This window comes from Nocardioides sp., assembly GCF_030019515.1.
Classification (GTDB): Bacteria; Actinomycetota; Actinomycetes; order Propionibacteriales; family Nocardioidaceae; genus Nocardioides.
Genome location: NZ_JASEEQ010000016.1, coordinates 1 through 19,492, shown reverse-complemented (window position 1 = coordinate 19,492; position 19,492 = coordinate 1). Strand labels below are relative to the sequence as shown.

At 73.0% G+C, this 19,492-nt stretch carries 14 protein-coding genes and 1 tRNA gene; 10 read left to right on the top strand and 5 right to left on the bottom strand.

Annotation, left to right across the window (positions count from 1 at the left end):
- Nucleotides 1-5: 5 nt before the first annotated feature.
- From QMC84_RS19110 to QMC84_RS19100, 3 genes are all read right to left on the bottom strand, one after another.
- The gene (locus tag QMC84_RS19110) at nucleotides 6-1,013 is read right to left on the bottom strand and encodes a beta-ketoacyl-ACP synthase III (RefSeq protein ID WP_300377532.1); all 1,008 of its coding nucleotides are present in this window, start codon (nucleotides 1,011-1,013) and stop codon (nucleotides 6-8) included.
- A gap of 17 nt (nucleotides 1,014-1,030) precedes the next feature.
- Nucleotides 1,031-2,215 (bottom strand): acyltransferase domain-containing protein, encoded by a 1,185-nt coding sequence (locus tag QMC84_RS19105; protein WP_300377530.1) that lies wholly within the window; start codon nucleotides 2,213-2,215, stop codon nucleotides 1,031-1,033.
- Nucleotides 2,216-2,306: 91 nt separating this feature from the next.
- Entirely contained in the window at nucleotides 2,307-3,506 is a 1,200-nt protein-coding gene (locus tag QMC84_RS19100) for a helix-turn-helix domain-containing protein (RefSeq protein ID WP_300377528.1), read from the bottom strand.
- 120 nt (nucleotides 3,507-3,626) lie between these two features.
- On the opposite strand from QMC84_RS19100, the gene QMC84_RS19095 reads away from it, so the two are divergent.
- Nucleotides 3,627-4,568, top strand: coding sequence for an alpha/beta fold hydrolase (locus QMC84_RS19095; RefSeq protein ID WP_300377526.1), 942 nt, complete (start codon nucleotides 3,627-3,629; stop codon nucleotides 4,566-4,568).
- Nucleotides 4,569-4,723: 155 nt separating this feature from the next.
- Here QMC84_RS19095 and aceE read toward each other — a convergent pair whose 3' ends face one another.
- Nucleotides 4,724-7,474, bottom strand: a complete 2,751-nt coding sequence (gene aceE / locus QMC84_RS19090) for a pyruvate dehydrogenase (acetyl-transferring), homodimeric type (RefSeq protein WP_300377702.1) — start codon at nucleotides 7,472-7,474, stop codon at nucleotides 4,724-4,726.
- Between the two features lie 225 nt (nucleotides 7,475-7,699).
- On the opposite strand from aceE, the gene QMC84_RS19085 reads away from it, so the two are divergent.
- The 9 genes from QMC84_RS19085 to QMC84_RS19045 all read left to right on the top strand — a co-directional run bounded on the left by QMC84_RS19085 (nucleotide 7,700) and on the right by QMC84_RS19045 (nucleotide 18,188).
- A complete protein-coding gene (locus tag QMC84_RS19085; RefSeq protein WP_300377524.1) occupies nucleotides 7,700-8,143 on the top strand; it encodes a DUF3052 domain-containing protein in 444 nt (147 codons plus the stop codon).
- Between the two features lie 105 nt (nucleotides 8,144-8,248).
- Nucleotides 8,249-9,865 carry an AMP-binding protein gene (locus tag QMC84_RS19080; RefSeq protein WP_300377522.1) on the top strand — a complete coding sequence of 539 codons (1,617 nt, stop codon included), beginning with the start codon at nucleotides 8,249-8,251 and terminating at the stop codon, nucleotides 9,863-9,865.
- Nucleotides 9,866-9,898: 33 nt separating this feature from the next.
- Nucleotides 9,899-10,375 (top strand): peroxiredoxin, encoded by a 477-nt coding sequence (locus QMC84_RS19075; RefSeq protein WP_300377520.1) that lies wholly within the window; start codon nucleotides 9,899-9,901, stop codon nucleotides 10,373-10,375.
- 245 nt (nucleotides 10,376-10,620) lie between these two features.
- A tRNA-Val gene (locus QMC84_RS19070) sits at nucleotides 10,621-10,692 on the top strand.
- A 124-nt stretch (nucleotides 10,693-10,816) separates the two neighbouring features.
- Nucleotides 10,817-11,986, top strand: coding sequence for a universal stress protein (locus QMC84_RS19065; protein ID WP_300377518.1), 1,170 nt, complete (start codon nucleotides 10,817-10,819; stop codon nucleotides 11,984-11,986).
- Nucleotides 11,987-12,058: 72 nt separating this feature from the next.
- Nucleotides 12,059-14,374, top strand: a complete 2,316-nt coding sequence (locus QMC84_RS19060; protein ID WP_300377516.1) for an HAD-IB family hydrolase — start codon at nucleotides 12,059-12,061, stop codon at nucleotides 14,372-14,374.
- 10 nt (nucleotides 14,375-14,384) lie between these two features.
- Nucleotides 14,385-15,575: a zinc-binding dehydrogenase gene (locus tag QMC84_RS19055; RefSeq protein WP_300377514.1), complete on the top strand. Its 1,191-nt coding sequence runs from the start codon at nucleotides 14,385-14,387 to the stop codon at nucleotides 15,573-15,575.
- Nucleotides 15,576-15,684: 109 nt separating this feature from the next.
- Nucleotides 15,685-17,265, top strand: coding sequence for a lactate racemase domain-containing protein (locus QMC84_RS19050; protein ID WP_300377512.1), 1,581 nt, complete (start codon nucleotides 15,685-15,687; stop codon nucleotides 17,263-17,265).
- Nucleotides 17,262-18,188, top strand: coding sequence for a lysophospholipid acyltransferase family protein (locus QMC84_RS19045; RefSeq protein WP_300377510.1), 927 nt, complete (start codon nucleotides 17,262-17,264; stop codon nucleotides 18,186-18,188). Before QMC84_RS19050 ends, QMC84_RS19045 begins: the two co-directional genes overlap by 4 nt.
- A 10-nt stretch (nucleotides 18,189-18,198) precedes the next feature.
- Here the strand turns inward: QMC84_RS19045 and QMC84_RS19040 are convergent, their stop codons facing one another.
- The gene (locus QMC84_RS19040; RefSeq protein WP_300377508.1) at nucleotides 18,199-19,359 is read right to left on the bottom strand and encodes a Dyp-type peroxidase; all 1,161 of its coding nucleotides are present in this window, start codon (nucleotides 19,357-19,359) and stop codon (nucleotides 18,199-18,201) included.
- Nucleotides 19,360-19,492 lie beyond the last annotated feature (133 nt).

The following is a 19,492-nucleotide window of genomic DNA, read 5'->3' as shown; positions in this document are numbered from 1 at the left end:
GGGAACTACGGGACGATGACGACCTGCGCGGCGTACGCGAGGCCGGCACCGAAGGCGATCAGGAGGGCCTTGTCGCCGCTGCGCGCGTCGCCCTCCTCGATCATCCGGTCGAGGGCGAGCGGGATGGACGCGGCCGAGGTGTTGCCCTGCTCGGCGATGTCGCGGGCGATCTTGACGCGCTCGGGGATCTTCATGGCCCGAGCCATCGCGTCGGTGATCCGCATGTTGGCCTGGTGCGGCACGAAGACGTCGAGGTCGTCGATGCCGATGCCGGCGCGGTCGAGAGCGAGCTGGCCGATCTTCGCCATCGAGTACGACGCCCAGCGGAACACCGCGTTGCCCTGCATGACCAGGTGCGGCATCTCGGGTCGCTCGCTGGCCACGACGTCGCGCCAGTCCTCGCGCTGGCGGATCAGCTCGAACTGCTCGCCGTCCGAGCCCCAGACCACCGGGCCGATGCCCGGGGCGTCGGTGGGGCCGACGACCGCGGCGCCCGCGCCGTCGGCGAAGATGAACGCGGTGCCGCGGTCACCGATGTCGGTGAGGTCGGAGAGCCGCTCGACACCGATCACGAGCACGTGGCCGGCGCTGCCGCCGCGCACCATGTCGGCCGCCATCGCGATGCCGTGGCAGAAGCCGGCGCACGCGGCGGAGATGTCGAACGCCGCGGCCTGGTCGGTGCCGAGCTCGTAGGCGATCGCCGTGGCGATGGCAGGCGTCTGGATCAGGTGGGTGACGGTCGCGACGATCACGCAGTCGATCTGCCGGGGGTCGACCGCGGCCCGCTCGAGCGCCTTCCGCGCCGCCGCCACCGACATCACCTGCACGGTCTCCTCGGGCGTGGCCCACCGGCGCTGCTTGATGCCCGAGCGCTGCTGGATCCACTCGTCGCTGGAGTCGATCGCCTCGACGACGTCGGCGTTCGGGATCACCCGCGACGGCCGGTAGGACCCGACGCCGAGGATCCCCGCGTGCCGGGCCCCCTGGGCCTGCTGGATCGTGGACTCTTTCATGGACTCGTTCGAGGCCATCAGGCTCCTCCCTCGGGGTGCAGACGCAGTAGTGGCTGGCCGGGTGAGACCAGGTCGCCGTCCTCGACCAGCCACTCGACGACGGTGCCGCCGTGCGGCGCGGTGACCTGGGTGCGGTCGCGCAGGCTCGCGACGTCACCGATGGCCGCGCCGGGCCGGAGTACGTCGGTGCCGGCCGCGGCAGTGTCCTGGTGGAACGTGCCCTTGGCCGGCGAGACCACCATCCGCCAGGTCGGGCTGATGCCCAGGTCGGAGGACTCGCCGTGCTTGGCGCAGAACGCGCGGGCGTCGTCGAGCTGGTCGGGCGTCTTGAGGGCGAAGGTCTCCACCCCGCGCAGGGTCCGCTTGGCGATCCCGGTGAGGGTCCCGGCCGGAGGCATCTCGAGGATGCCGGTGACCCCGAGGTCCTCCATGGTCTCCAGGCACAGGTCCCAGCGGACCGGGCTGGCGATCTGCCCGACGATCCGCGCCAGGACGTCGCGGCCGTCGTGGACGACCCGGCCGTCGCGGTTGGAGATCACCCGGGTGCGCGGGTCGTGCACCGAGACCGAGCGGGCCAGTGCGGCCAGGTGGCCGACGGCCGGCTCCATGTGGTGGGTGTGGAAGGCGCCGGCGACGCTCAGCGGCATCAGCCGGGCCTTGGCCGGCGGCTCGGCGGCGAGGGCCTCGAGCTGCTCGCGGGTGCCGGCGGCCACCACCTGACCGGGGCCGTTGTCGTTCGCCGGCGTCAGGCCGTGCTTGTCCAGGGCCGCGAGGACCTCGTCCCGGTCGCCGCCGAGCACCGCGGTCATGCCGGTCGGCGTCGCCGCGGCCGCCCGCGCCATCGCGTTGCCGCGCTCGCGGACCAGGACCATGGCCTGCTCGGCGGTGATCACCCGGGCGCCGGCCGCGGCCGCGATCTCGCCGACGCTGTGGCCGGCGACCGCGCCGACCTGCGCGAAGGCATCGGCGGGGTGCGGGAAGAGCTCCAGGGCGGCCACCAGGCCGGTCGCGACGAGCAGCGGCTGGGCGATGTTGGTCTCGCGGATCGTCTCGGCGTCGGCCTCGGTGCCGTAGTGGGCCAGGTCGAGGCCGGCGACGGTCGCGAGCCACGCGAACCGGGAGGCGAACGTCGGGTCCTCGAGCCAGGGCCGGAGGAAGCCGGGCGACTGGGCACCCTGGCCGGGAGCGACGATGACGAGCACCCGTCCACTCTGCCGGGAAGCCGGGCCGGACCACGCCTCCGGCCCACACCAATCGACCGACGATCCTTTGTGGGAACCCTACAAAGAACGCTCAGGCGTGCGGGATGCCGCGACCGGACTGGCGACCGAGCACGAGGGCGATCTCGAGGGTGAACGCGTCCCGCGCGTGGCCGGGGGAGAGGCCGGTGAGCTCGGCGACCTGTCGGAGCCGGTAGCGCACCGTGTTCGGGTGGACGAACAGGGCCCGCGCGGTCGCCTCGATCGAGGAGCCGTGCTGGTAGTACGCCGCGATCGTCTCGATCAGGGTGCCGCGGGCCTGGACCAGGGGGAGGTAGACCTCGTCGACCAGGTGCCGGCGCGCGTGGCCGTCGCCGGCGAGCACCCGCTCGGGGAGCAGCTCGGTGCTGCGCACCGGGCGCGGCGCCTCGGGCCAGCCGGCCGCGGCCCGGTGGGCGGACAGCGCCGCCCGCGCCGACACGTGGGCCTGGGCCAGATCGGCGGCCACCGGCCCCACCACCACGGGGCCCGCGCCGAACAGGTCGCTGACCGCCTCCGCGGCCGCCCGCGGATCGACCACCCCACCGAGCAGCACCACCAGCCGGTCGCCCTGCACCGCGCACAGCGCGTCCATCCCGGCCGCCCGGGCCACCCGGCGTACCTCGTCGAACGTGTCGGTCTCGCTGCGCGTGCGGGGAACGCTGCCGAGGACCACCGCCACGTCGCCGCGCGCCGCCCAGCCCAGGGCGCTGGCCCGCGAGAGCAGGGCCTCGTCGGCCTCCGAGCGGAGCACGGCGTCGACGACGAGGGCCTCGAGCCGGGCGTCCCAGGCGCCGCGCACCTCCGCGGCTCGCGCGTAGACCTCGGCGGTGGCGAAGGCCACCTCGCGGGCGTAGCGGAGCACGGCGGCCCGCACGTCGGCCGCGTCGGCGGGGTCGAGGAGCTGCTCGACGTTCGACTCGACGACCTCGATCGAGAGCCGCACCAGGCCGACGGTCTGCTGGAGGTTGATCACACCCGCGAGGGCGCGCGGCGCGGCGCCGAACACCGAGGCGACCATCTCGGTCGACCCCGGCGCGGGCTGGTCGACCGCCTGGCGGTACCAGTCGACGAAGCCGCGGATACCGGCCTGGACGATCATGCCGACCCAGGACCGGTCCTGGGCGCTCAGCTCGCGGAACCAGGGCATGTCCTGCTCCATCCGGGCCATGGCGGCCGTGCTGAGCGCCCCGGTCGCGCGCTGGAGCGCGTCCGCGGCCCGGCGGTGCGGGCCGGCGCCCTGCCCTGGATCCACCGTCCGAGGCTAGTGGAGCCCTCGGACGGACGTAAAACCCCGGCAAATCAAGGCGATCGATCTCCCGAGCCGGCGGTCGGCGTGGTTGAATCGCGGCCAACGTCCACCTGGGGAGGCGCCGTGAGCAAGGGGAACGACGTCGAGTTCGTGACCATCCACGGCCACCGGCGCGCCTACGTGCGGACCGGCAGCGGGCCGGCCGTGCTCCTGCTGCACGGGCTGGGCTGCGACCACACCACGTGGGAGCCGGTGATCGAGGCGCTGAGCCGCCGCTACACCGTGATCGCCCCCGACCTGCTCGGCCACGGGCAGTCCGACAAGCCCCGGGCCGACTACACGCTGGGCGGCTACGCGAACGGCATGCGGGACCTGCTGACCGTGCTCGGCATCGACAAGGTGACGGTGATCGGGCACAGCTTCGGCGGCGGCGTCGCGATGCAGTTCGCCTACCAGTACCCCGAGCGCACCGAGCGCCTGATGCTGGTCGCCTCCGGCGGCCTGGGACCCGAGGTGTCGCCCGGCATCCGCGCGATCAGCACGCCGGGGTTCCACCAGGTGATGGGGCTGCTCACCCTGCCCGGCGTACGCCATCTCGGGATGGCCGGCCTGCGCACCGTGGCCAAGGGGCCGTGGAAGCTGACCCGCGACCTCGACGAGGTCGCCGACATCTACGACACCTTCAAGGACCCGCAGGCGCGGCACGCGATCCGGCACGTCGTCCGGGCCGTCGTCGACTGGCGCGGCCAGATCGTGACCATGGCGGACCGGGCCTACCTCACCGAGGAGATGCCGATGTGGGTCGTCTGGGGCCGCGACGACCGGGTCATCCCCGTACGGCACGCCAACACCGCCGCCGCCCTGGCGACCAACGCTCGGGTCGAGGTGATCCCGGACGCCGGGCACTTCCCGCACAAGGACCACCCGCACCGCTTCGCCCGGATCGTGCAGGAGTTCATCCGCTCCACCGAGCCGGCCAAGTACTCCCGCGCCCGGTTCCGCGCCCTGCTGCGCTCCGGCGGCAACGGCCCGCGCCTGCGGTCGGTGTCCTCCGACACGGCCTGAGCCGGTGCAGGTTTCCCCGGGTACCCGGGGAAACCAGTACTCCTAGGCCGAAACTTCGGCCGAAGAGCGACAACTTCCCCGGGTACCCGGGGAAACCGGCACAGCCCCCCGTACGGTCTCGAGACGCTCCGTCGGGTCCGCTGGCGCGGCTCGGATCAGGCGTCGCCGCCCTCCTGCTTCACGCCGGCGACGGCGGTGGGGTCGTCGATCCGGTACCTCGCGAACGCCTCCTCGACCTTCGAGCGGTCGACCTGACCGGCGTCGGCGAGGGCCTGCAGGGTCTGCACGACCACCGACTGGGCGTCGATGTGGAAGAAGCGGCGGGCGGCGGGGCGGGTGTCGGCGAAGCCGTAGCCGTCGGCGCCGAGCACCCGGTAGTCCGCGGGCACCCAGCGGGCGATCTGCAGCGGCACCGCGCGCATGTAGTCCGAGACCGCCACGACCGGGCCGGAGGCGCCGGCCAGCTTGTCGGCGACGTACGCCGTGCGCGGCGTCTCGCCCGGGTGCAGCAGGTTCCACTCCTCGGCGGCCGCCCCGTCGCGGGCCAGCTCGTTCCACGAGGTGACCGACCAGGTGTCGGCGCGCACGCCCCACTCGTCGGCCAGGATCTGCTGGGCCTCCTTGATCCACGAGAACCCCACGCCCGAGGCGAGCAGCTGCGCCCGGGGGCCCTCGCCGTCGGCGGACGACACGTGGTGCAGGCCCTTGAGGATGCCCTCGACGTCGACATCGTCGGGCTCGGCCGGCTGCTGCACCGGCTCGTTGTAGACGGTGATGTAGAAGATCACGTTCTCGGCGTCCTGGCCGTACATCCGCTCGAGGCCGGAGCGCATGATGTGGCTGACCTCGTAGGCGAACGCCGGGTCGTAGTGCACGACCGCCGGGTTGGTCGCCGCGAGCAGCGGCGAGTGGCCGTCCGCGTGCTGGAGGCCCTCGCCGGTCAGGGTGGTCCGGCCCGCGGTGGCGCCGATCAGGAAGCCCCGGGCGAGCTGGTCGCTCATCGCCCAGATCGAGTCGCCGGTGCGCTGGAACCCGAACATCGAGTAGAAGATGAAGAACGGGATCATGTGCTCGCCGTGCGTGGCGTACGCCGAGCCCGCGGCGGTCGCGGACGCGACGCCACCGGCCTCGGAGATGCCCTCGTGGAGCATCTGGCCCTGCGCCGACTCCTTGTAGGAGAGCAACAGTTTCCGGTCGACCGACTCGTACTGCTGGCCGCCCGGGTTGTACACCTTCGCGCTCGGGAACATCGAGTCCATGCCGAAGGTGCGGTACTCGTCCGGCGCGATCGGCACGATCCGCTTGCCGATCTCCGGGTCCTTCATCCAGTCCTTGAGCAGCCGTACCAGGGCCATCGTGGTGGCGATGGCGTGCTTCCCCGAGCCCTGCTTGAGGTCGGCGTACATCGCGTCACCGGGCAGCTGCAGCGGCTTGGCGCGCACGCTCCGCTGCGGGATCGACCCGCCGAGCTGGCGGCGGCGCTCGAGCATGTACTCGATCTCGGGGGACTCGGCGCCCGGGTGGAAGAACGGCGCCGCGCCGGTCTCCTCGTAGGTGCGCTCCAGGTCGCGATCGGAGATCGGGAGGTAGAGCCGGTCCCGGAACTTCTTCAGGTCGTCCTGGGTCAGCTTCTTCATCTGGTGGGTCGCGTTGCGGCCCTCCAGGGCGTCGATCGTCCAGCCCTTGACGGTCTTGGCCAGGATCACGGTCGGCTGGCCGACGTGCTTGGTGGCCGCGTCGAAGGCGGCGTACACCTTGCGGTAGTCGTGGCCGCCGCGCGGCAGCTTGCGGATCTGGTCGTCGCTCATGTGCTCGACCATCTTGCGCAGCCGCGGGTCCGCGCCGAAGAAGCTCTCGCGGATGTAGTCGCCGGACTCGACCGAGTAGGTCTGGAAGTCGCCGTCCGGAGTGGAGTTCATCCGGTTGACCAGGACGCCGTCGACGTCGCGGGCCAGCAGCGGATCCCACTCGCGGCCCCACACGACCTTGATCACGTTCCAGCCGGCGCCGCGGAAGTTCGCCTCCAGCTCCTGGATGATCTTGCCGTTGCCGGTCACCGGCCCGTCGAGCTGCTGCAGGTTGCAGTTGACCACCCAGACCAGGTTGTCGAGCTCCTCGCGGGCGGCGATCCGGATCGCGCCGAGCGACTCGGGCTCACCCATCTCGCCGTCGCCGAGGAACGCCCAGACGCGCTGCTGGTCGGTGTCCTTGATGCCGCGGTTGTGCAGGTAGCGGTTGAACCGCGCCTGGTAGATCGAGTTGAGCGAGGTCAGCCCCATCGACACCGTCGGGAACTCCCAGAACTCCGGCATCAGGCGCGGGTGGGGGTACGACGAGAGGCCCGCGTGCGGCCCGTGCTGGACCTCCTGGCGGAACCGGGAGAGCTGGGTCTCGGTCAGCCGGCCCTCGAGGAAGGACCGGGCGTAGATGCCGGGGGAGGCGTGCCCCTGGATGAAGACCTGGTCGCCGCCGCCGGGGTGGTCCTTGCCGCGGAAGAAGTGGTTGAAGCCGACCTCGTAGAGGCTCGCGGAGGACTGGTAGGTCGCGATGTGGCCACCGACCTCGAGGCCCTTGCGGTTGGCGCTGGAGACCATCACCGCGGCGTTCCAGCGGATGAACGCACGGATCCGGCGCTCGGTCTCCTCGTCGCCGGGGAACCACGGCTCGCGCTCGGGCGGGATCGTGTTGATGTAGTCCGTGCTGCGCAGGGCGGGGACGCCCACCTGCATCTCGCGCGCGCGCTCGAGGAGGCGCAGCATCACGTAGCGGGCCCGTTCGCGGCCGCGCTCGCCGACCAGCGAGTCGAAGGAGTCGATCCAGTCCGTGGTCTCGTCCGGGTCGATGTCGGGCAGCTGGGTCGGCAGGCCTTCGTGGATGACGGTCGGAATCGCGCCGCTCCGCTTGATGTCCTGGCCAGGGGTGAGGCCGGGGGTGGGGCCGGAAGTAGGGGTGGGATCTTCGGTCACGGCCCCATCGTCGCACGGCCGTGGGAGGCTACGAATCTACCCATCGGTAGGCCCACGTCGCGGTCCGTCGCGAGCAGCTGCTCGACACCGACGGGTTGCGCGCCGCCCGCCTTCTCCGGTGGACTACTCCCCAGTTCGTTCCGACGCAAGACATGGAGGCAGCACTTGAGCTCGACCCCGGGTGGCGGGTCCACCCAGACAGACGGACCTGCTGCAGGCCCTGCCGACCGGCTGGGCCTGAAGGCCGGCATGGTCGTCCAGGAGCTGGGCTGGGACAGCGATGCCGACGACGAGCTGCGCATCGCGATCGAGGACCGGATCGACGCCGACATGGTCGACGGCGACTACGGCAACGTCGTCGACGCGGTGCTGCTGTGGTGGCGCGACGAGGACGGTGACCTGGTCGACGGCCTGGTGGACGCCCTGACCGACCTGGTCGGCGGGGGCGCCATCTGGCTGCTCACCCCGAAGGTCGGCCGCGCCAACGCCGTCGACCCCGCCGACATCGCCGAGGCCGCGCCCATCGCAGGCCTGGCGCAGACGACGACGGCCGCGGTCAGCAAGGACTGGTCCGCGACCCGGCTGATCGCACCGAAGACCCCCGCGTAGGTCGGGTCACCGCGGCCGTGCCGGGACCTTCGGGGGCCGCGCTCGTTGCTCCGGTCGTCGCCTCGGGCGTGGTCCCGGGTCCTCCGTCTGCGAGAAAGTGAGTCCGTGCTCCAGGTTGTGCTCCAGAAGGCCCGCGCCGGCGCCACGGCGACCGGCACCACGCTCAAGGTGCTCGGGGAGGCGGGGGTCATCCGCCCCCGCAACCCGCTCGCCCTGGCCAGGGCGGCGAAGGTGCTCAAGGACTGGGGGACCGGTCCGGCCGGCGGCTTCACGGCCGCGGCCCTGCTCGACCCGCGGCGCACCGCGGTCATCGACGAGCTGGGGTCGCTGACCTTCGCCGAGCTGCAGGCCCGCTCGAACGCGCTGGCCCGCGGCTTCGCCGAGCTGGGCGTCTCCGAGGGGGACAGCGTCGCCCTGATGTGCCGCAACCACCGCGGCTTCGTCGAGGCCAGCATCGCCACCGCCAAGCTCGGCGCCGACATCCTGTACCTCAACACCGCCTTCGCCGGACCGCAGCTGGTCGAGGTCCTCGAGCGCGAGCGGCCCGCCCTGGTCGTCCACGACGAGGAGTTCACCGGGCTGCTCGCCAAGGCCGACGTCGGTACGTCGGTCCTCGCCTGGACGGACTCCCCGGAGCCCACCGACCCGACCCTCGAGTCCCTGATCGCCGGCCGCGACGGGGCCGACCTGGAGCCCGCCGGCCGGCACGGCCGGATCGTGATCCTGACCTCGGGCACCACCGGCACCCCCAAGGGCGCCCCGCGCAGCGAGGCCGGCATCGACGCGGCCGTGTCGCTGCTCTCGCGGATGCCGCTGCGCTACGGCTGGCGCACCCACATCGCCGCGCCGCTGTTCCACACCTGGGGCTTCGCGCACCTCGCGCTCGCGATGCTGCTCGGCTCGACGATCGTGCTGCGCCGGCGCTTCGACCCGGAGACCTGCCTGCGAGCGACCCAGGACGAGCGGTGCGACTCGCTGGTGGTGATCCCGGTGATGCTGCAGCGGATGATGGCGCTGCCGGAGGAGACGCTGGCGGCGTACGACCTCTCCCGGGTCCAGGTCGTCGCCTCCTCGGGATCGGCGCTGCCGGGGGACCTGGCCACCGACTGGATGGACCACTTCGGCGACCATCTCTACAACATCTACGGCTCGACCGAGGTCGCCTACGCCTCGATCGCCACGCCCGTCGACCTGCGCGAGGCGCCGTCGGCGGCCGGGCGGCCGCCGTACGCGACGGTCGTCAAGATCTTCGACCCCGACGGCCGTGAGCTGCCGCCGGGGGAGACCGGCCGGATCTTCGTCGGCAACGGGCTGCTGTTCGAGGGCTACACCGGCGGCGGGCACAAGGAGGTCGTCGACGGGCTGATGTCGACCGGCGACGTCGGCCGCTTCGACGCCGACGGACGGCTGCACGTCGAGGGTCGCGACGACGAGATGATCGTGTCCGGCGGCGAGAACGTCTTCCCCAGGGAGGTCGAGGACTGCCTGATGCGCCACGACGCGGTCCTCGAGGTCGCGGCGGTCGGCGTGGACGACCCCGACTTCGGCAAGCGGCTGCGCGCGTTCGTCGTGGTCAGCCGCGAGGTGCCCGAGCAGGAGCTCAAGGACTGGGTCAAGGAGAACCTGGCCCGCTACAAGGTCCCGCGCGAGATCGTGTTCCTCGGCGAGCTGCCCCGCAACGCCACCGGGAAGGTGCTCAAGCGCGACCTCCACACCGAGTGAGGGATGCCCGGCGCGTGGTGCGAGGATGGCGGCATGAGCACCCCCCGGACCGGACTGGAGCTGGGCGGCCCCGCCCCTGACTTCACGCTGCGCGACCAGTTCGGCCAGGACGTCACGCTCTCGTCGTTCCGGGGCCGCAAGGCGGTGGTGATGTTCTTCTACCCCTACGCGTTCTCGGGGGTGTGCACCGGCGAGATGGCCGGCATCCGCGACCGGCTGGCCGACTTCCTCACCTTCGAGACCGAGGTGCTCGCGATCTCCTGCGACCCGGTCTACTCGCTGCGTGCCTTCGCCGACCAGGACGGCCTGAACTTCCCGCTGCTCTCGGACTTCTGGCCGCACGGCGAGGTGTCCCGCGCCTACGACGTCTTCGACGAGACCAAGGGGTCCTCGCGGCGATCGTCGTACGTCGTCGACAAGGACGGCCGGGTGCGCTGGGCGGTCCACAACGCGATGCCCGAGGGCCGCGACATCGACGAGCACCTCAAGCAGCTCGTCGCGGTCCTCTGACCCGCGCTGAGGGGGGACTCGTCGCCGGTCTAGACCGGCGTCCTCGAAATCCCTCGGAAATCGTGGGAAGGAGCGACACGGGTTGAATGGCCCCTCTACAGTTGACCCTGTTGGACCGCAGGTGACCCGAGACGCCTGCGGTCCAACTTCATTTTGGCTCCATTTCGGGTTCATCTCGGGTTCAATTCGGGCCGCTTCCTTGGCGTAGTGTGTGCCCGGCTCCGGAGGTCCTCCGTGAGCGTGTCGGGCGTATAGCTCAGCGGTAGAGCACCTCCCTTACAAGGAGGTGGTCGGGGGTTCGATCCCCTCTGCGCCCACTCCCGCTGTCCCTGCGAGCTCACCCGTCCAGACGGCTCGTCACCCTTCTGGAGGACCGCTAAGGACGGGCACCGCCCCGCCGAACTGAACCTCGTCAGAACCGACGAGTAGCGAGCCCGGGAGGTGGCAGTCATCACGAACGAGACGGTCCCGGGCGGGACCATCGTCGTCGGCGTCGACCAGACCCCGGCCGCGGCCGAGGCGCTGGCCTGGGCGATCCAGGAGGCCGTGCTGGAGGACACGCCGCTGACGCTGGTGCACGGCGTCGGCGCGGCCCTGTCGTCCTGGGTGGACTTCCAGACCATCGACTTCCGAGACGTGCTCGACGCGACCACCGCCACCGGGCGGGAGGTCCTCGACGCCGCGCAGGCCGAGGTCGACCGGGTCGCGCCGGCGGTCGAGGTGCACCACGTGCTGCGCCTGACCGACCCGCACCAGGCCCTGCTCGAGCTCTCGGACGACGCGGCCATGCTGGTCGTGGGGCCCCGGACCGTGCTGCACGAGCGCGAGTCGGTGATGTCCTCGGCGCTCGGCTTCGTCCGGGACCGCGCCGGCTGCCCGGTGGTGGTCCCGCGGCTGCGGCGCACCCCCGGCGCGGGCGTGGTCGTGCTCTGCGACGGCTCCCCGGAGTCCCAGTCGATCCTCGCCTACGCGTGGGGCCAGGCCGACCGGCGCCGACTCCCGCTGACCGTCGTGCACTGCCTGCCCGACCCGCCGGCCGACCCGTACCCGCGCGACATCGGCCTGATGGACGCGACCGCGCGGATGGAGGCCAGCCTCGGGCCCTCGCTGCTCGGCTTCGAGCGGCTGCTGCTCAGCGACCTGGTCCGCGACATGCACTCACGGTGGCCCGGTGTCGACGTCCGCCTGGTCGTCGAGGACGCCGCGATCGACCGGTGGCTCGAGCGCGCCCGGCAGCAGGCGGACCTGCTCGTCGTCGGCGCGCGCCACGCGCGCCGGCTCTCGGATCTGGTCATCGGCAGGTCCACGCCGGAGGAGGTGCAGTGCGTCACCGTCGTGCTGCCCCTGGAGGACCGGCTCGAGCCCGACGCGGACGCCCTGCGGGTCACGATCGCGCGGCTGCACGGGTGCGCCCAGCGGCTGGTCCAGCTCGACATCCCCCTCGAGCAGGCGGTGGCCGAGATCCGCTCGGTCACGATGAACACCGACCTGCTCGCCGAGGCGGCGCTGACCGCGCTGCGCGGCTGGGGCTCGATGTCGGCGAAGAGCTGGCAGACCCGCGAGGTCGCCGAGCTCCTGGTGCGGGCCGGCGCCCGCCGTTCCTGGCCGTAGGAGCGAGCTGGTCGCCGCCCGCCGCCGGACGGCTACTCGCCGGTACCCGCCGGACAGGGCACAATCCCTCGCGTGACGGTGGCATCGGTGGCCGAACGACTCTCGGGACGGCACGTCCTGCTGACGGGCGTCACCGGGTTCGTGGGCGAGGCGCTGCTGCACCTGCTGCTCTCCGACGTGCCCGGCGTGCGGGTGACGGCGCTGGTCCGGCCCAAGGGCTCGACCAATGCGGCCGGCCGGACCGCCGCGCTGCTCGGCAAGCCGATCTTCGCGCCGGTCGTCGAGGCCGCGGGCGGGGTCGAGGCGCTGATGGCGGCCCGGGTCGGCGTACTGGAGGGCGACCTCGCCGACGTGCCCGCGCTCCCGGAGGGGCTGGACGCGGTCGTGCACTGCGCCGGCGACGTGTCCTTCGACCCACCGGTCGACGAGGGCTTCCGCACCAACGTGCTCGGCACCCGGGACCTGGTCCGGAGGATCCAGGAGCTCGACGACCCCGACCGCCGGATCCACTACGTGCACATCTCCACGGCGTACGTCGCCGGCCGCCGCCGCGGCTCGATCCCGGAGGGGACCGTCGACCACGACGTCGACCTCGAGGCCGAGCTCGCCTGGGGGCTGGCGCAGCGGCGGCAGATCGAGCACCAGAGCCGCAGCGCCTTCGTGCTCGAGCGCGAGCGCCGCAGGGCCGAGAGGGCGCACAGCCGCGCCGGGATGCTCACCGCGGCGAGCGCGACCGAGGCCGCCCGCAAGGAGTGGGTCAAGCGCGAGCTGGTCCGGGTCGGCACCGAGCGGGCCCGCAGCCTCGGCTGGACCGACTGCTACACGTTCACCAAGGCGCTCGGCGAGCGGGTGGTCGAGGCCCACGCCGCGACGGCACGGGTGTCGATCGTCCGCCCGAGCATCATCGAGTCCGCCCTCGTCACGCCGCACCCGGGGTGGATCGAGGGCTTCAAGATGGCCGAGCCGCTGATCCTCGCCTACGGGCGCGGCGAGCTGCCCGAGTTCCCCGCGGCCGCGGACACCATCGTCGACATCGTGCCGGTCGACCACGTCGTGGCCGCGGTCGTCGCGGTCCTGGCGAGCCCGCCGGAGGTCGGCGCGCCGGCGTACTTCCACGTCTCCTCCGGCGACCGCAACCCGCTGACGTTCCGACAGCTCTACGACAACGTGCGCGCCTACTTCGACGAGCACCCGTTCGCGGCCGGCGACCGCGGCGCCGCGCGGCTGCCGGACTGGCGCTTCCCCGGCGCCCAGTCGGTCGAGCGGCTGCTGAGCACCAGCGAGCGCGCGCACAAGGTCGCGGACTACGTGGTCGGCCGTACGCCGCGCAGCGACCGGGCCCGCGAGCTGGCCCGCAAGCTGGACCAGCAGGGCCGGCGCCTGGAGTTCCTGCGCCGCTACCTCGACCTCTACCACGAGTACGCCCAGGCCGAGCTGCGCTTCTCCGACGCCCACACGCTCGCGCTCTTCGAGTCGCTCTCGCCCGAGGACCGCGAGCGGTTCGCCTTCGACACCGCGGTCGTCGACTGGGCGCACTACCTGCGCGAGGTGCACTGCCCGGCGGTCACCGCGCCGGTGCGCCGCATGGACGAGGCGCGCCGCGCCCGCAAGCGCAACGCGGACCTGGGGTTGCGGCCGCTGTCGGGTGCGGGGGTCTCGACGGGCTCGACCACCACCGGCAGCGCGGTCGCGGCGTTCTTCGACATGGACGGCACCCTGCTGTCGTCGAACGTGATCGAGACCTACCTCTGGCTGCGGCTGCGCGAGCAGTCCGGCTCCGAGCGGGTCACCGAGCTGGGCCGGGTCGCCGCCCGGCTGCCGGGCCTGGTGCGCGCCGAGCGGCGCGAGCGCAGCGCGTTCCTACGCGCCGTCTACCGCGAGTACGCCGGGGCCCGCCTGGCCGACCTGGAGGCGGTGGCGGACGCCCACCTCACCGACCACGTGCTCGCGCGCCTCTCCCCGGACGCCGTGCGCCGGATCCGCGAGCACCGGGCCGCCGGCCACCACACCGTGCTGATCACCGGCGCGATCCGGCCGCTGACCCGGCCGCTCGCGCCGCTCTTCGACCATGTCGAGGCCGCCGAGCTGGCCGTGGACGACCGCGGGGTGTGCACCGGCTACCTCGCCGCCTCGCCGCTGGTGGGGGAGTCGCGGGCAGCCTGGATGCGGCAGTACGCCGCCGACCAGGGCCTCGACCTGGGGTCGTCGTACGGCTATGCGGACTCGCACTCCGACCTCCCGCTGCTGGAGGCGGTCGGCCGACCGGTGGCGGTGCGGCCGGACGTGCCGCTGTTCCGGCACGCGCGCAGGCACCGGTGGACGATCGTCGACTGGGCCAGCTCGACCTCCACCACCCGCACCCTCAACCCGGCGGGGGACCTGTCGTGAGGAGCGCCCGATGATGCTCGCGCTGGAGATGTTCCGGTCGGTCTCGCGGACCATGGCCGGCAAGGCGATCGGCGGCCGGATGCCCGGCGTGCTGTCCGGCTTCGCCGCGCCGCTGCGGCTGGTCACCATCGACGAGCCGCGGGTCGAGCGCCCCGGCTGGGCTCGGCTGCGCACCCGGCTCTCGGGCATCTGCGGCTCCGACCTCGGCGCGCTCTCCGGCCGCACCAGCCTGTACTTCTCCGCGGTCGTGTCGCTGCCGTTCGTGCCCGGGCACGAGGTGGTCGCCGAGCTGCTGGACGACTGCGAGGACCTGCCGGCCGGCACCCGTGTCGTCATCGACCCGGTGCTGGCCTGCGCCGCACGTGGCGTCGAGCCGTGCGAGGCGTGCGCGAGCGGCGCGACCAACCGGTGCGCGCGGATCACCGTCGGGCAGCTCTCGCCGGGTCTGCAGACCGGGTTCTGCCACGACACCGGCGGCGGCTGGGGCCAGCAGCTGGCCGCCCACCGCAGCCAGCTGCACCCGGTGCCGGACGGGTTCTCCGACGAGCAGGCGATCCTCATCGAGCCGGTCGCCTGTGCCGTGCACACCGCGCTGCGGGCCGGCGTCCGCGGCGGCGACCGGGTCCTGGTCAGCGGGGCCGGCTCGGTCGGCCTGTTCGCCACCCTCGCGCTGCGCGAGCTCACCGAGGCGGGCGAGATCATCGTGGTCGCCAAGCACCCGCACCAGCGCGAGCTGGCCCGCGAGCTGGGCGCGACCGAGGTGGTCGCGCCGGGCGAGGTGCTGCGGCGGGTACGCCGCTCCACGGGCGCCTTCCAGCTCGAGCCGGAGTTCTCCACGCCGTACCTCCTCGGCGGCGTCGACGTCGCCGTCGACGCGGTCGGGAGCAGGCAGTCCCTCGAGACCGCGCTCCAGGCCACCCGGGCCGGCGGCCGGGTGGTGCTCTCCGGCATGCCCGCCGGCGCCGACCTGTCCGCGGCGTGGTTCCGCGAGCTCGAGGTGGTCGGCACCTACGCGTCGGCCCGCTCCGACGACGCCTTCGGGCGAGCGACCGAGCTGGTCGCCACCGACGCCGTCCAGCAGCTCGCCAAGAGCGTCGCCAGCTATCCGCTGCACCGGTGGCGGGAGGCGCTCGACCACGCGCACTCGGCCGGCCGGCTCGGCACCGTCAAGGTCGCCTTCTCACCGGGCAGCGCGTCGTGAGGAACGAACGACGGGCGTGGGCCCGGGGAGGTCGCGCAAGCGCGCGACCGAGGAACCGAGGTCGCGACCGCGTGTCGAGACCCAGCCAGATGTCAGGAGCGATCACACGATGAGCCGTCCAGGATTCGTCCTCGAGGTGGACGACCGCACCCCGCCGCTGGTCGTCCACGAAGGCCTCGGCTTCCGGCTGGAGAGCTTCCCGCTCGGCACCCGCGTGGTCTACCCGCCGGAGTCGATCCCGACCGTCCCGGACGTCGAGGAGGCGATCCGTGAGGCGCTGCTGCACCCGCACGACTCCGAGCCGCTGCCGGCGCTGCTGCGGCCGGGGATGCGACTGACGATCGCCTTCGACGACCTCTCGCTGCCGCTGCCGACGATGCGGGCGCCGGACATCCGCGGCCGGATCATCGAGCAGGTCCTCACGCTGGCCGCGGAGGCCGGCGTCGACGACGTGCACCTGATCGCCGCCAACGCGCTGCACCGCCGGATGACCGCCGCCGAGCTCAAGCACATCGTGGGGGAGCGGGTGTTCCGCTCGTTCTATCCCCAGGGCCAGCTCTACAACTTCGACGCCGAGGACCGGGACGACCTGGCGCACCTCGGCACCACCGACAAGGGCGAGGACGTCGAGATCAGCAAGCGGGCGGCGGAGTCCGACCTGCTCGTCTACGTCAACGTGAACCTGGTCGCGATGGACGGCGGCCACAAGTCCGTCGGCATCGGGCTGGCGTCGTACCGCTCCCTGCGCCACCACCACAACGCCAAGACCATGGTCGAGTCGCGCTCGTTCATGGACCACAAGCACTCCGCGATGCACCACTCCGCCTGGCGGATGGGCCGGCTGGTCAAGGAGCACGTCAAGGTCTTCCAGATCGAGACGACGCTGAACAACGACGTCTTCCCCCGACCCTTCGACTTCCTCCAGAAGCGCGAGTGGGAGTGGTCGGTCAAGGACCAGGCGACGATGCTCGGCGTACGACGGGGGATGTCGGTCGCGCCGCTGCGGATGCGGCACCGGATGTTCCACGACCTGCGGTCGGTCTACGGGCTGACCGGCGTCAACGCCGGCGAGGTCGAGGCCGTGCACGAGCGGACCCTGCAGAAGGTGCACCAGCAGCACCTGGTCGAGGTGCAGGGCCAGTCCGACGTGCTGGTGATGGGCGTGCCCTACCTCGGGCCCTACAACGTGAACTCGTCGATGAACCCGATCCTGGCCACCTGCATGGGGCTCGGCTACTACTTCAACTCCTACCGGGGCCGGCCGGTCGTCCGGAAGGGCGGCGCGGTGATCCTGTACCACCCGCTCAACGAGGGCTTCAACCAGCTGCACCACCCGTCGTACGTCGACTTCTACGAGGAGGTGCTCGCCGAGTCGACCGACCCGGCGGTGGTCGGGGAGAAGTACGAGCAGCAGTTCGCCCAGGACCCCTGGTACATCCACCTGTACCGGACCTCGCACGCCTACCACGGCGTCCACCCGTTCTACATGTGGTACTGGGCGGCGCACGCGATGGACCACGTCGACGAGGTGATCTGGGTCGGCGCCGACCGCCGGGTCGCCGCCCGGCTCGGCTTCCGTGCGGCCAGCACCCTCGCCGACGCGCTCGAGATGGCGTCCGGCACCGTCGGGTCCAGCCCGTCGATCACCTACCTGCACAACCCTCCGCACCTGCTGGCGGACGTGCGATGAGCTTCATCCGGGAGTCGGTCGACGACGTCCGCCAGGTCGCCCGCGGCTGGCGCTGGGGCCGGCGGGCCCAGGTGCCCCGATCGGCGGAGGAGTGGGTCCTCCCGGCCCGGTCCACGGTGTTCGGCACCGAGTGGTCGCGCCGCCGCCCCGCGATGGCCGCCCGCGAGGTCGCCCAGAAGGCCGGTCTCGAGCCGCTGTTCCGCTCCCAGGTGCGCACCCGCGTCGAGGGCCTCGACGTGCTCTCGCGGGTCGACGGCCCGGTGATCTTCGTCGCGAACCATGCCTCCCACCTCGACACGCCGCTGATCCTGCTGTCGCTGCCCGACGAGTGGCGCCGGCGGACGGCGGTGGCCGCCGCGGCGGACTACTTCTTCGACACCTGGTGGCGCGCGGTCGGCTCCTCGCTGCTGTTCAACACGTTCCCGATCGACCGCCGCGGCGGCATCATGGCGGCGACCCCGGGCGAGGTGCTCGCGGAGGGCTGGAGCCTGGTGATCTACCCGGAGGGCACGCGCTCCACCGACGGCTGGCTCGGCCGGTTCCGGATGGGCGCGGCCTTCCTCGCCAAGGAGTACGGCGTCCCCGTGGTGCCGGTCGCCCACCGCGGGACGTTCGCGGCGATGCCGCGCGGGCAGGGCTGGCCCTCGACCGGCCGGCGCCAGCTCACCATCCGGTTCGGCGAGCCGCTGGTGCCCGGGCCGGAGGAGACCGTGCGCGAGTTCGCACCGCGGATCAAGGACGCCGTCGCCGCCCTGCTGGACGAGGACTCCTCCACCTGGTGGGAGGCCCGGCGCCGGGCCGCGTCGGGGGCGACCCCGGACCCGACCGGGCCCAAGGTCGCCCAGTGGCGCCGGGTCTGGCAGCAGACGCAGTCGCCGCAGGCGGACGCGCCGGCCCGGCGGCTGACCGCCTGGCGGCGCTGAGCCCGCACCCTCACCCGAGCACGGTCGACCCCAGCCAGTCGCCGCGCTCGAACCCCGGCAGCACCACGAACACCGCCGAGCCGGTCGCCGTTGTCCAGGTGTTCAGCGCGTCCGCGCGGTCCAGGGAGCGCTGGATCGGCACGAACTGCCCCGCGAGCGAGGCCTGGAAGCTGCAGAACAGCAGCCCGCACTCCTCCGCGGAGGCGTAGCTGGCGCCCCTGCGGAGGATCCGGGCGCCGGCGTTCTCCATCGGGTGCGCGAGCCGGGCGTGCGCGTGCGGCCCGGGGTCGTCGAGCCGGGCGCCGTCGTCGAGGCGGCGGCCCAGCGACCGCTCCTGCCGGTCGCGGGTGAGCTCGGCCCAGGTGTCGAGGTCCATCGCGATCCGGCGTACGACGAGCGTGCTGCCGCCGGTCCACGGCGGGTCCCGCAGCCACACCGTCTCGTCGAACGCCTCGGTGCCCGGCACCGGGTTGGCGGTGCCGTCGATCTGCCCGAACAGGTTGCGCCCGGTCATCGGCCGGCCCTCGGGGTCGACGCCGTTCCAGAAGCCCGCCTGGCGCCAGCGCTCCCGGGCGAACGGCCGGGCGTCGCGCACCAGCTGGCGCACGGCGTGCGCGACCGTCGTCCCCTCGCGGCCGCCGACCACGAGCACCAGGTCCCCGCCCGACCAGCGGGGCTCGAGCCGATCGTGGCGCATCGGCGGCACCGGCTCGAACCCGCGCGGCGGGTCGACCCGGGCGGCAGTCAGCGTGCCGGGGCCGAGCCCGACGGTGATCGTCAGGTCGGCGCGGGCCGCGGCCAGCCACGGCTCGGTATCGCCGGGGGTCGCGCGCCCGGTGGCCAGCGCCTCCACGTCGCCGGTCCACGCCCGGAGCAGCCGCCCGAGCGCGTCGCGGTCGACGTCGGGCAGCAGGTCGAGTGCGACCAGCTCGACCACCGGCGGGGTCGGGGCGGCGACGCCCGGCTGGTGCACGCCGTACGGCGAGACCTCGGCGCCGGGCCCGGTCCGCGTGGCGCCGCCGTCGCGGTGGCCGTCCCGGCCGGTGCCCCAGGCGGCGCCGCCCGCCGTGCCCGCGACCGCGCCGGCGACCGCCGACCCGGCGTACCCGAGGAACCGCCGCCGGCCCAGCCCCTGCCGGTCCGGGGTCGGGGTGCTGTCGGGCCCGGCCATCAGTGGCCGTGCTCCGCGGTGCCCGGCGCGTGGTAGTGCCCGCCGTCCTCGGTGAACTCCTTGACCGGCGCCGTGACCTCCAGGGTGGTCCCGTCGGAGAACCTCAGCGCGAGGTCGACCTCGTCAGATCGGA